This is a genomic window from Anaerobium acetethylicum (assembly GCF_900096945.1).
GTDB classification, from domain to species: domain Bacteria; phylum Bacillota; class Clostridia; order Lachnospirales; family Lachnospiraceae; genus Anaerobium; species Anaerobium acetethylicum.
In genome coordinates this window covers 18,269-31,453 of record NZ_FMKA01000011.1, presented here as the reverse complement: position 1 = coordinate 31,453, position 13,185 = coordinate 18,269, and the positions used below count along the sequence as shown (strand labels likewise).

General features: G+C 44.2%; 9 protein-coding genes. 6 read left to right on the top strand and 3 right to left on the bottom strand.

Translation table 11 applies throughout. The annotated features are described in order from the left end of the window. Positions 1-95 precede the first annotated feature (95 nt). Positions 96-743: a DUF3267 domain-containing protein gene (locus BJR36_RS10150; protein ID WP_091233659.1), complete on the bottom strand. Its 648-nt coding sequence runs from the start codon at positions 741-743 to the stop codon at positions 96-98. 320 nt (positions 744-1,063) lie between these two features. Between BJR36_RS10150 and BJR36_RS10145 the strand changes: the two genes are divergently transcribed. From BJR36_RS10145 to BJR36_RS10135, 3 genes are all read left to right on the top strand, one after another. Further along, on the top strand, positions 1,064-1,921 hold the full coding sequence (locus BJR36_RS10145) for a Cof-type HAD-IIB family hydrolase (protein ID WP_091233657.1): 858 nt from the start codon (positions 1,064-1,066) through the stop codon (positions 1,919-1,921). Positions 1,922-2,586: 665 nt separating this feature from the next. Continuing rightward, complete coding sequence (locus BJR36_RS10140; RefSeq protein WP_091233654.1) at positions 2,587-7,998, top strand: beta-N-acetylglucosaminidase domain-containing protein; 5,412 nt, start codon at positions 2,587-2,589, stop codon at positions 7,996-7,998. A 137-nt stretch (positions 7,999-8,135) separates the two neighbouring features. After that, the gene (locus tag BJR36_RS10135) at positions 8,136-9,293 is read left to right on the top strand and encodes a hypothetical protein (RefSeq protein WP_139133538.1); all 1,158 of its coding nucleotides are present in this window, start codon (positions 8,136-8,138) and stop codon (positions 9,291-9,293) included. 227 nt (positions 9,294-9,520) lie between these two features. On the opposite strand, the gene BJR36_RS10130 is transcribed toward BJR36_RS10135, so the two are convergent. Further along, positions 9,521-9,916, bottom strand: coding sequence for a helix-turn-helix domain-containing protein (locus tag BJR36_RS10130; RefSeq protein ID WP_091233648.1), 396 nt, complete (start codon positions 9,914-9,916; stop codon positions 9,521-9,523). A 254-nt stretch (positions 9,917-10,170) separates the two neighbouring features. Between BJR36_RS10130 and BJR36_RS10125 the strand changes: the two genes are divergently transcribed. Further along, positions 10,171-10,377, top strand: coding sequence for a hypothetical protein (locus BJR36_RS10125; RefSeq protein ID WP_091233645.1), 207 nt, complete (start codon positions 10,171-10,173; stop codon positions 10,375-10,377). A 137-nt stretch (positions 10,378-10,514) separates the two neighbouring features. Here the strand turns inward: BJR36_RS10125 and BJR36_RS10120 are convergent, their stop codons facing one another. Further along, a complete protein-coding gene (locus BJR36_RS10120; protein WP_091233641.1) occupies positions 10,515-10,964 on the bottom strand; it encodes a CYTH domain-containing protein in 450 nt (149 codons plus the stop codon). Between the two features lie 209 nt (positions 10,965-11,173). Between BJR36_RS10120 and BJR36_RS10115 the strand changes: the two genes are divergently transcribed. Together BJR36_RS10115 and tig are read left to right on the top strand one after the other, a co-directional pair. Continuing rightward, positions 11,174-11,719 carry a DJ-1 family glyoxalase III gene (locus BJR36_RS10115; RefSeq protein WP_091233637.1) on the top strand — a complete coding sequence of 182 codons (546 nt, stop codon included), beginning with the start codon at positions 11,174-11,176 and terminating at the stop codon, positions 11,717-11,719. Positions 11,720-11,884: 165 nt separating this feature from the next. Continuing rightward, a complete protein-coding gene (gene tig, locus BJR36_RS10110; protein ID WP_091233634.1) occupies positions 11,885-13,171 on the top strand; it encodes a trigger factor in 1,287 nt (428 codons plus the stop codon). Positions 13,172-13,185: the final 14 nt, after the last annotated feature.

Sequence of the window (13,185 nt, the reverse complement as noted above, 5' to 3'; positions counted from 1 at the left end):
GATTCGGACTTGTGAGAGTTGATCGGCTATCGTCAATCAGCACTCCGTACTGCAATATGGATTTGTCAATGTAAAAAAGCAGTTTTTATTTGATGCTAGCGTTCAAACATCACCAATCCTGCCTGATAGGGGTGATCAATATAAATCGTGTTTTGTGAATTCTGGTTTTCATGTAATATCAGCTTTAAGACAATCAATATATCACCACCGCCACATAGAATCATTATCATACTCATGTGAAAAATAAAATCGGATCCGGTATAGATCGAAATGATTGCTGGTAATATTCCTAAACAAAGAGTTGGCATCAATCCACCAAGTATATATTCGTTTTTCTTTAATGGCTCCTTGCAGGTACAATAAGGTGTAAGATATTTCATCATAAATCCAAACGAAATGGATTTCCAGTGATTTTTTGCAAAAGCAGCCCAGACAGCACCATGAAGCAGTTCATGGATGAAAATCAGCACGATAAATAGTAAAAAGACATTTTGATTTCCGATTGAGTTATGTGAAAATCCAGTGTTCTGATTTTTCATAAGAAACCAGAAGGTGAAGAGTCCAATAAATGGTGCAGCAATTACAAAAGTCATAATATTTGCAAACATGATTCCAACCGTCAGATCTTTTTTCTTGTATCCCTGGGTCTCCAGTTTTGAAGACAGCGCTTCAAACTCTGCTTTACGCTTTTTCTCTGCCTCGGATAACTTTCTGCAATTTTCTTTTTCTTTATAACTATCCATGATCAACACTCCATTCTCTTTTATAGAAAAGAAAAACAAATTTTTTCTGTTTTAAAATTTCGGATTTTTCTGTTTTATTATAGCAAAAACGATACCTGTAGTCCACCAAAAAAACCCAGTATATCGTTTACAAAATCCCAGCAATTCCAGAACATCATTGAAAATCTTGTCTGGTAAGGTTTAGAATGAATCGCTAGCAGAGAGTCATGGCGTTATGGCAGGCAATACAGTTCAATAATAACTATCAGAAAAATAGCAAGAATTAACTGGTTTTGGTATAATTGAGTTGTATGGAACTATTGCAAACCGGAGGTGACATTATGTTTTACAAATTAATCTGCATCGACATGGACGGAACCCTTCTGAACAAAGAGTTTTCCATCCCGGAGGAAAACATCAAAGTCCTGAGGCAGGCACTGGAACGCGGTGTGGAGATAGCGCTGGTTTCAGGTCGCCCCTACAATTTTGGCAGATATTTCGCCGACAAGATTGACAAGCGGGTCCATGTGATAGGAACGAACGGAACCTATTTCAGGTACGGGGACCTGGAATATAAGAGATGCCTGAATCATGAGCAGATGAGGCGGATATACAGGGTCGCAGCAAAATACGATCTCGTGCTCCACTTTAAGGGGGCGAACAAGCTGATCAGCAACACACCCGTTCCGGAGGAACACCCGTACAGGAGAGTGAATCCCGAACTCAGTGATGAAAAGAAAATCATCATCATCGAGAATGCCTCGGAAGAAGAGATCCTTGCCGCTGAGCAGGATGACATCTGCAAGAGCATCTCATACTGCAGCGATAAGTCGGTCTGCGAAAGGGTGCGGATGGCGAAGATGGAGCTCAAGGGATATGAGGATTTTGAGGTGGTAAGCTCGAACGCAAACAATTTCGAGGTCATGCTTGCAGGGACCTCAAAAGCAGAGGCCGTGCGCATTTTAGGCGGGTATCTGGGAATCGAGAGAAGCAGGATCATCTGCATCGGTGACAACGAAAATGACATTTCCATGATCCGGTTTGCAGGCCTGGGTATTGCAATGGGAAACGGAAGCCAGGACATCAAGGCCGAAGCCGACTACATAACAGATACCAACGAAAACGCAGGCGTCGCCAAGGCTGTAAGAAAGTTCGTACTGGATGCGGATGATCAGATACCGGAAGAAAAGCCTTTATAAAAAGTATCACAACAGCAGCGGATACCTTATCTAAAACAGATGAGGCATCCGCTGTTGTCTGTCTGTACGGGAATAATTCCCTGTAACATATTGATATATACTGGCATTAGAGTCAAAAGGTATTTTGTTTTGCGAGTCTAAAACCCCTCTTGTAACGTTCGTTTTCGTCACTTTTCACATTCGCCATCCAACACGCAGTGATGCAAAACATGATTCAATGAGCAGCTTTAGAACAAAGTGGTTTCGCCGTTTTAACTCCATGAACCTAAAACTTGAAGGCGAAAACACTTTGCTGTGCGGAGGGCTGATTGACGAAAGTCAATCAAATACCACAAGCCCGACTGCACATCCCCCGGAGGGTTTTCATATCATAGGACGAACTTTCCTATGATATGAAGACGTTGGTACTTAGGCCGCGTACTTTGCGGCCTTACGTACCACTACGTCTTCATCTAAGCGAGAGCGCGCTGCGAATGAACATGTTTTGCATCACGTCCCCTATACTATACTGTAAAAAAAAAGGTTGATTGTACAAAGCATTTAAATACCCCATGGGATACAATTCAACTAAAGAGTATTGCGTTTATAAGGTTGATTATTGTGAAAATTTCACATAAAAACCCAAAGATGCAGACAACTAAACAATATCAAAACGGGGGAAAGTTATGAAAACAATCAAAAGAGCACTAAGTTTATTCTTGGCACTAACCCTGATGGTAAGCGGATTCAGCGGATTCGCACCATTAGAGGTAAATGCTGAAGAAGCGGCGTCTGAGGCGTCGACGGAAACAGCAGGAGCTGCAGTTTCGGGAATTGCAGCAGCGGCGATGCAGGAATACCAGATTTATCCGAAACCACAGAACACGGTATATAACGACGGGACCTTTGTGATTACGCCTCAGGCCAACGTTGTTTTTGAAGACGGAATTGACGATCCGACTAAGGAAAAGCTGAAAGAGGTGCTTGCATCAAAAGGCATCACCTATACTGAAAGCAGCGCAGTTGTGGCAGGAACAACAAACATCCTTGTTGGAATTAATGGTTCGGGAGGGTATGCAGATTCCTATTTTACAGGCAAGATCGTCCATGAAGAGACATTCTTCGATAAGATAGATTCCTATATTCTGTCAGCAGACAAAGGAACAATCGCAATTCTCGGCAATACAACGGATGCGGCTTTTTATGGCCTTGTTTCTTTAAAGCATATTTTTACGCAGATGGAAAGCAGGACGATCCGCAATTTCAGGATTGATGATTATGCAGACACGGCAATCAGGGGATTCATCGAAGGCTACTACGGCATTCCATGGAGCAACGAGGACCGTATGTCCCTGATGGAATTTGGCGGCGATTTCAAGATGACATCCTACGTTTTTGCACCGAAGGATGACCCTTATCACAAGAGCAGGTGGGCAGAGCTCTATCCGGCAGAGAACCTGGAAGCAATCGCAGAAATGGCCCGGGTAGGCGTTGCAAGCAAATGCCGTTTCGTATGGACAGTGCATCCATTCAGCGGAAGCTGGACAGATGTAGACGGAAATATCGCTAAAGTAATTGCGAAATTCGAACAGCTTTACAGCGTGGGAATCCGCCAATTCGGCGTTCTTGGCGATGATGTCGGATCCCTTAATAAAGAGGCGGTAATCAAACTGATGAACGCCCTCAACAGCTGGGTGGAAGCGAAGGGCGACGTTTACGACCTTGTTTTCTGTCCGGCAGGATACAACAATGCATGGACTGACTGTGAGGAATTGAATGTCTACGAATTAGGCTTTGATGAAAACATCCACATTTTCTGGACAGGCGACAGCGTTTGCGGCCATGTTACCCAGGGGACTGTAAACAACTTCAAGACAAGAAACCTTTCATCTGCACTTGCAGCAGCAGGTGAAGTCAGAAGAGATCCTTTATTCTGGCTCAACTGGCCTGTAAACGATATCAATATGGCCAGAATCCTTATGGGTAAAGCAGAAGTGCTGAATCCTGGAGTTAAGAACCTTGCCGGAGTTGTTACCAATCCGATGCAGGATGCTGAAGCTTCAAAGGTAGCCATCTTCCAGGTAGCGGACTACGCATGGAATACAGATGATTTCGACGACGACAGGAGCTGGAGCGCATGTTTTGATTATGTTGATGCGGATGCAGGCGATGAACTCCACACACTTGCAAAGCATATGTCGGATCCAAGTCCGAACGGACACGGACTCAACCTTGGAGAGTCAGAGGACCTGAAGGCCCAGCTTGATGCGTTCAGGGCTTCTCTGGATGCGGGCGAAAGCATCCTTGCAAAAGGCGAAGCGCTTATTAGCGAATTTGAGATGATCACAGAAGCATGTGACGGCTTCCAGGCAAAATCAAAAAATGAAGCACTGAAAGACGAACTTCTGCCATTTACAAATTCATTAAAGGATTTAGCAGATGCAAATATCGGTTTCATCAAAACAGCAATCGCGCTTGAAAAGGAAGATAACAATGCTGTATGGTCAAGCTACTCCCAGGCATCTTCTCTCTTTGAACAGAGTAAAAATTACGACAGGGTAATAATCAATGGAACAAAAAAGGCAGCTCCTGGTTCAAAAAGGCTCATTCCTTTTGCAGCAGCTCTCAAGACAGCGCTGGCAGCAGAAGTTTCGGCCGTCATAGGAACGGATACCGTTTTCACCACAGTGATCACAAGCAGGACAGACACCCCAACCGGGGATGTAAGCAATATAACTGACGGGAACAAATCGACAGCAGCGATCTGGAAGAACCCTTCCTCATCGGTTGCAGGCGATTATGTAGGTATCATCTATAACAAGACCGTACATATGTCAGACGTCGAATTCAGAATGGGTACTGATGCAAATCCGAATGACACCTTCCAGAATGCAAAAATCCAGTACACTGCTGATGGGAAAACATGGGTGGATTTATCTGCCACTGTCTATGGGGACACCCAGGACATTATTACGGTGACAGGACTTGACCTTGACATAAAAGGCATCAGACTGATTGCAACTACTGCGACCAGCAATGTATGGATTGCATGCAGGGAAATTACAGTCAATAAGGCTGCGGCAGAGGCTGCGGCAGCGGAAGATGCAGCAAATGCACCTATCACGACTACGTTAAGCAAATCATCAACAATGACGGTCTACAGCGGATTGGATGCGAATCTGACAGATGGCGATGACTCCACTTTTGTATGGTATAAGACTGGAGTTGGAAGCGCAACGGCGGATACGGCACTCGTAGGCGACTACATTGCACTTGACCTTGGAAGAGCTGTTGAACTTGGAAAAATCCATTTTGCAGTCGGAGGCACAAGCGGCAGCGACCACTGGACCAGCTATGATTTTGAATATTCCACAAACAACAGCACCTGGACCAAGTATGGCAACACGATTTCCCAGGCAGTTACGAAATTAGCCACAGACCTTGACCTTTCCGGAACAGGAATTACAGCAAGATACGTAAGGCTGGTCAATAAAGTGCAAAAAGGAAACTGGGCACAGTTCTCCGAATTCAGTGTAAAATCGAGAGTTTATGATAAAGTCTACACAAATGTAAAGGCATATGCGGCCCTCACGACAACAGTAGAAGACAGCATGACCTCCATCGATGCGGCATCAGGAATCACCCTGGCGCAGAATGAATACATCGGCATCAAACTTAACAGAATCAAAGATCTTTCAAGCATCACGACAAATGTGAGCTTGTCAGGGCTTACCCTTGAAACTTCCAGGAATGAAGTTGAGTGGACAGCAGTAACAGACCTGAACACATTAGAAGATGCAAGATATATCAGGATAATCAACAAAACAGCATCGACGGCAACCTTCCATATTACAAGTTTCAAAGTGAATTCAGCAGAATATGCAGAAAAGTCCATGGTAAGCAATACATTTGGATCAGTTGAAACGCCTCTGAATGTATTTGACAATGACAGAACCACAGAAGCAATATACAAAAATTCACAGACAGCAGGCTACAACATTGTGTATGATCTGGGACGCACCATAGATCTGGATACAATCAAAATCGTACTCAATGATAGCAACGTCGATTTCCCAAGACATGCGAAGCTTTCCGTTTCAAGCGATAAAACAAACTGGACGGAAGTTCTGACAATAGGAAGCCAGACAGAAGCAAATCCAGGAGAAGCAGCGAATACAGACAGTATATTCGATGTAATGCCTGATCATGAAATCTCATACTGCGTAAAAGAAGCAGCAGGCATCAGCAAAGCAGCAAGATACCTGAAGTTTGAAATCACAAGATCAAAGGTTGGGGATAACAAATGGACAAGGATTCGAGAAATCGAGATCAACAATGGCGCATATATCCCAAGCATCAACAATCCTACAGTAGTAACCGATGCAGAACTGACTAACGGATATGAAAAAGAAAATCTGTTTGATGGGGATGTATCCACAATGTTCAGTCCGGCTACAGATGCGGCAGGTGAGGCAATTTACTACCTGTCTGAAAAGACGGCGGGAATTACCCAGCTGACCATCCTGCAGAAGGCGACTGAAATTTCTGATGCTGCGGTTTCTATCTATGTTCCGGAAGGAAATTCCTTCGGATGGGTAGAGGTAGGAAGCCTGAAGCAGAGCATAAACCAGTTTTGCACAAAAGATTTTTCAAATGTACTTGCAGTTAAAATCAAATGGGCAGCAGGCGTAAAGCCGGGAATCTATGAAATCATTACAACAAAAGACAGCATGGCTGATGTTTCAAAAACAGCCCTTCAGGAACAGCTTGCGCTGGCAAAAGCGGCAGATATATCATCATGGATTCCGGAAGACAGCCGGAAGCTGGCAGATGCGATTGAAATTGCAGAAGCCTTCGCAGCAAACGAATACATCGCGCAGACAGCTGTAGACAGTGCAGCGAACAGCCTTGCGGATCTCCTTGCAAACCACAGGACGACAGGCAGCCTTTCAGATTTTGCCGCAGCAATTGCAGCAAAAGAACTCGATTTTGCCGACTCATCCTTATATACGGCGAAATCATGGAAAGCATTCCAGGAAGCTCTAAACAGCGGGAAAGCAATTGCTGCTGACAAAAACCAGACACAGGAAAGCCTTGACGAAATCAATGCAATGATAGGCGCCGCTGCAATGGCACTTGTCTACGAAATGGGAAGCATTGAAGACCTGATCCTGTTAGTTGAGCAATTAGCGCCTGTCAGAGCAGATTCGGCAACATATGCAGTGGAATCAAAGGAAGTATTTGACAGGGCATATGACGCAGCAGTACAGTGCATAGCCGATAATCTGGTTACAAGCATCAATCCGCTTCAGGTAAGAGAAATTAAAGCGGCTGCAGATGCAGCAAAAACGTCGCTGGTTCCGAGTGACCCGATTAAAGCCTTCGTAGAAAGACTTTATAGGAAAGTGCTGGGAAGAACCGCCGAAGAAAGCGAAATAAGCTACTACACGACATCGCTGAAAGCGCAGGAAAAGACAGGAGCAGATGTGGGACGCGGTTTCGTCTTCAGTCCTGAATTTACAAGGCAGAACCTGAGCAATGAAGAATATGTGGAAGTATTATATGGAACATTCATGGACCGCGGCTCCGATGCAGGAGGAATGGAATACTGGAAAAACTACCTGGATAACGGAGTGTCAAGACTTTTTGTATTCAAAGGATTCGTGGAATCGCCGGAATATTCAGCTATCTGCAGCGGATATGGAATAGAACGCGGAGAAGTCCATACTGACAAGGCAATGGATATCAATCCAAATCTTACGATGTATGTAAACCGCTTATATGCAAAAGCGCTGGGCAGGGAAGCAGAGGCAGACGGCCTGAACTACTACGCTGAAAAGATTCTGGCAGGAGAGGTTACACCGATCCAGGTGGCCCAGAACTTCATATTCTCGGATGAATTCAGGGACAAAAATCTTTCGGATGCAGATTATATAAAAACATTATACAGGACGTTCCTGGGAAGGGAATTTGAACAGGGCGGACTTGACTATTATCTGGAGAAAATAGAAAGTGGAACGAGCAAAGAGGAAATTTTATCAGGATTTGCTCACTCACCGGAATTCACTGGGATAGTAGAAAGCTTTGGATTAAAATAGCTGTTTATACCGGGGGGGCGGTACAGGGGTTCTGAACAGTTACCGGAAAACTTCATTTGGTTAAGGGAGAAAAATAAGGGGAAATACAATATTGACAATATTTCTTGATATGGCTGGAAGCAGAGGACATTGGACAGATGAGAACAAGAAAGGAAATATGCAGAAGGGCTCTGCTATCGGCATTTTTATGCCTGGCATTGACTGGATGCGCCCCGAAAGAATTAACGAATATAACATACCTGGGAGAGCTTCAGGAGGAGGCTGGCAGAATGCTGTCAGGAATATCGGATGCATCGGAAGCGGTTACGGAGATAACCGGAGATGATGAGATTTTCCTGGCAGACGAAACAGGCGAAACAGGAATGACAGGAGAGCCGGAAGAGACAGCATTACAGACTGAAGAAATGCAGGCAGCGGAGCAGGAAACGCAGATAGGGGAAAACGGAATCCAGGCCCCGGGAACTGAAAAACCAGCGTCCGCAACAACAATACCGGCATCCGCACAAAAACCGCCGGCGCCAGCACCAACAACACCGAATCCAGCGCAAAAACCGCCAGCCCCTGCACCTGGGACGCCGCCACCTGCATCTGAAACGCCAGCATCGGGGCAGACCGTATCCGATGCGGCACCCCCGGCATCTGTACCTAAAACGTCATCAGCTCTACCTGAAGCAAATCCATTACCCGGATCATCATCCGAAACAGCGGCTCCAGACAGGAAGAACGGACTCGTCTCAGAGATCAAGAACCTGATTGGAAACTTTGAAATGGATGCAGATGCGGATGTGGAGACTTTGACGGTACTAAAAGAGGAACTTGCAAAAATCCCGTCAAATATACGGGAGGCTTTTAAGAACAGAAAAAAGGGCGCTAATATCGTAGTGCTCACGAAGAATATTTCTTCTTCGGCATCAAAAAGGGGCGTGGCGGCTAAAGTAGACGCAGGTACAATTGGGTCTTTCAGCGGTTCTGCTGGAAAGACCCACATATTCTACCTTGCAGACAGCAGCCGGCTTCCGCTTTCTGTTGACCATGAATTCGGACATTATCTAGATTATCATTTATGTCTGAGATCTGATTTTGTCAGATTTCTGGACATTTATGAGAAGGAAAAGGGCTGTTATGTATCGGCAGACGGCAGCTCATATAACAGTAATTATGATACCTCGAGCTCAATGGAATTTTTTGCCGGCGTTTTTCAGAATATCATGAAAAATGCAAATACGCAGAATACTCCGGAGGCGACTGCCTACGTGCAGAGAATAATCAACATGTGTACGAATTCAGGGTGGTAAGCTGAGGCAGGTCCTGCAATTTGTGTGGATCACCAAGTGTCGTGATTGTGCTTGCTTGCGAGAAGTGAAATCATAAATGCTAAGTTCGTTCTGTGTGACTATGAATGAGATCGTACTGAATAGTTACAGAATGTGAAAAAGACAATATAGTAAGGCATGTGGCAGATAACCGGAACAGTTATCTGCCATTTTTCATCCTATAGAAAAGTTCATGCGCTATTGTAGAATCAGCTTTCCTGGATTTTAAAACTGATGTAGTTGCGTAATTCACGCTGGTCATCAGGGGAAAGTTTGCGGAAATCCATGATGATTTTCGCCTCGGTTCCGCTCAGGTGCAGGAAACTGTTGCTTTCCTTGTTGATGCCCAGGTGGTATGCCATGGTTTCAGAAATAGCCAAATTGCTGTCGAGGGTTGAAAGATCCACGTCCAGCAGGCTCTCCAGGGAAATGGAATAAAAGCTTGCAAGCCTGATCAGGCTTGTGATGTCTGGTTCGCATTTGCCGAGTTCGTATTTTGAATATGACTGACGGGAGATGCCGAGTTGATCGGCAAGGACTTTCTGAGTCAGATTTTTTGAATCGCGGAGCTCTTTAAGCCGCTGAGCAAGCTTTATTCCAAGCATTCTTTAACCTCCGGTGTGGGATCATCAATTTATTGTCCGAACATGAGAATGCCTATATTATAACAACTTCTTTGTGAAATATCCCCAAATGCAACTTAAAGTAGTGAAAATGATTGTTTGCTACTTTTAGTTGCGCTTGAGCGTGGAATTATCTATAATTGGGAAGACAGGCTAAATAGAACGGAAAAACGGTGAAACCCTTTGGCTAAAAAATGAACAGCACCAAAGAATGTGCAAGATAAAGGAAGAGAAGAATGAAGATGATTTTAGAATACTCGTTAAAATACAGAAAGAGTAGCAGCAAAATTCTGCGTCTGGCTGGAGGGCTGCTATGGAAGATTGTGGAAACGTATGCCAGGAGGCAGGAAAAGCTGGTGGAACGGGAAATGGCTGAAGCATCCACGGCTGTACTTTCAGTAGAAGAAATGCTGGAAAAGATAAGGAAAAACAGAAAAGCCTGATGGAGACGGATGGCGGAGATGGCCAGAAGCTGGCACAAAACCGCAGCCGTCTTTTATCAGGCTTTCTGTTTTTTTCTATGAATGTTCATCCGATGAGGAAAAAGTTTCCCCGAGACAGGTCCTGAACCTAAAAAAGATCAGAACTTCTTTCGGCTCAGACTGCTATTCTGGTACTCGCTGTTGAAAGTAACTTCTTTTCCGAACCAGTCAGGAGCGACAAATCCCCCAGCTTCTTCTTCAGAAGCGAATTCCACCTCAGCAATGACAAGGGGAGCAAAGGGTTTGTCGAATATGTCAAGCTCGATCGTGAGTCCGTTGTCCAAGGGGATGAGATACCGCTTTTTCGTGATCAGATTGCCATCAGCCTTTTCACGCAGGTGCTCATAGGCTTCCCTTGTAATAGGAAGGTTATGCTCCTCCCGGACCATAAGGCCTTTGCCTTTATAGGTCAGCCAGTAATCGTCATCCTCCCTGCGGACCCTGATTACGGGCTCAGTGCAGAGATATCCCTGCTCTATTATATGGGAGCGGCAGGAGTCGAGGTCTGGTGGAAGGGCTTCTATCAGAAATTTTCTCTCAATTTCCATAAAGATCTCCTTTCGAATGTTTTTAGGATTGTGAAAGCGAAGTGCGCAACAATCGGTAGGTATCAGGGGGCAAAATATCCTTTGTCCCAACATCATAGTAATACCTGTATCGCAAAATATCAACTAAATATGGCAATCCGGGGGCATATCTGTTAGAATAATTCTAACGAAAAACAGGCGGGATCATCATAAAGAAGGAGGAGTTCATAATGGGAAAAGTATATGTGTTTCTTGCAGAAGGCTTTGAGGAAATCGAAGCACTTACGGTCGTCGATATCCTGAGAAGGGCAAGGATTGATGTGAAGACTGTATCCGTGTCCGAAGCGACAAGGGTAGACGGAGGCCATAAAATAAACGTAGAGACAGATCTTATTTTTGAAAAGGCAGATTTCAGCGATGCGGAGGTTCTGGTTCTTCCGGGAGGCATGCCTGGAACCCTGAATCTGGCAAAGCATAAGAAACTAGGAAAGCTCTTGGAATCCTTCAATGACCAGAACAGGAAAATAGCTGCAATCTGTGCGGCACCGAGTATTCTGGGGGACCTGGGGATCTTGAAGAACAGGACGGCTACTGCATATCCGGGGTTTGAAGACAGGCTTAAGGGGGCAAAAGTAACAGAAAACGCCGTAGAAGTGTCTGGAAACATTACCACAAGCCGGGGGCTTGGAACGGCAATCCCTTTTGCGCTTTCGCTGGTAGCCCAGCTCAAGGATAAACAGATAGCCGATGACATTAAGGATTCTATTATATATTAGGAAGAAACAGGCTGGATGGTCTGCTGGCGAGGGACTGGCGCATTTTCGGCAGGGAGCTAAAAAAATGCTGGTATTTTAAAAGTCGGTATGCTATACTTTTATAATGACTGCAAATATGGATAAGTATATAAACTTTTCACATATATATAAGGAGGAAATTGTAAAATGAGTTTACAGGTAGAAAAATTAGAAAAAAATATGGTGAAACTTACAATCGAGGCATCAGCAGAAGAATTAGAAAAAGCGATCCAGGGCGCATATCTTAAAAATAAAGGAAAAATCAGTGTTCCAGGATTCAGACAAGGCAAAGTGCCTAGAAAAATGGTAGAAAAAATGTACGGAGTTGAAACTTTCTATGAAGATGCAGCAAATGCAATCATTCCTGATGCATATGAAGCAGCGGCAAAAGAAAGCGGACTTGACATCGTTTCCCAGCCATCTATCGATGTTGTTCAGATCGAAAGCGGAAAACCTTTCATCTTCACAGCTGAAGTTGCTGTTAAACCTGAAGTGACTCTTGGAGAATACAAAGGAATCGAAGTAGAAAAAGCTGCTGTAGAAGTTACAGAAGAAGAAATCAACGCAGAAATCGACAAAGAAAGAAATAACAACGCAAGAATCGTAAACGTAGAAAACAGACCAGTTCAGGACAAAGATGAAACAATCATCGATTTTGAAGGATTTGTTGACGGAGTTGCTTTCGAAGGCGGAAAAGGTGAAGACTTCCCATTAACAATCGGATCACACTCATTCATCGACACATTCGAAGAACAGCTGATCGGCGCTGAAATCGGCAAAGAAGTAGAAGTAAACGTTACTTTCCCAGCTGAATACCAGGCAGCTGAATTAGCAGGAAAAGCTGCTATGTTCAAAGTTACTGTAAAAGGAATCAAAGAAAAAGAACTTCCTGCAGCAGATGACGATTTCGCTAAAGACGTTTCAGAATTCGATACAATAGAAGAATACAAAGCAGACATCAAAGCAAAGCTTGCTGAAAAGAAAGAAAACCAGGCTAAAACAGCGAAAGAAGATGCTGTAATCGCTAAGATTATCGAAAACGCAACTATGGAAATTCCAGATGCGATGGTAGAAACTCAGGTTAGACAGATGGCAGATGATTTCGCTCAGAGAATCCAGTCACAGGGTCTTACAATCGAACAGTACTTCCAGTTCACAGGACTTTCAGCTCAGACTTTATTAGAGCAGATGAAACCACAGGCTGTTAAGAGAATCCAGAGCAGATTAGTATTAGAAGCTGTCGTTAAGGCTGAAAACATTGAAGTAAGCGAAGAAGCGATTGAAAAAGAAATCGCAGACATGGCAGTTATGTACAAAATGGAAGCTGAAAAATTAGCTGAACTGATCGGTGAAGGCGAAAGAGAACAGATGAAGATGGATATCGCAGTTCAGCAGGCAGTTACTTTAGTAACAGATGCAGCTGTAGAAAAATAATTCTGGTCGATACG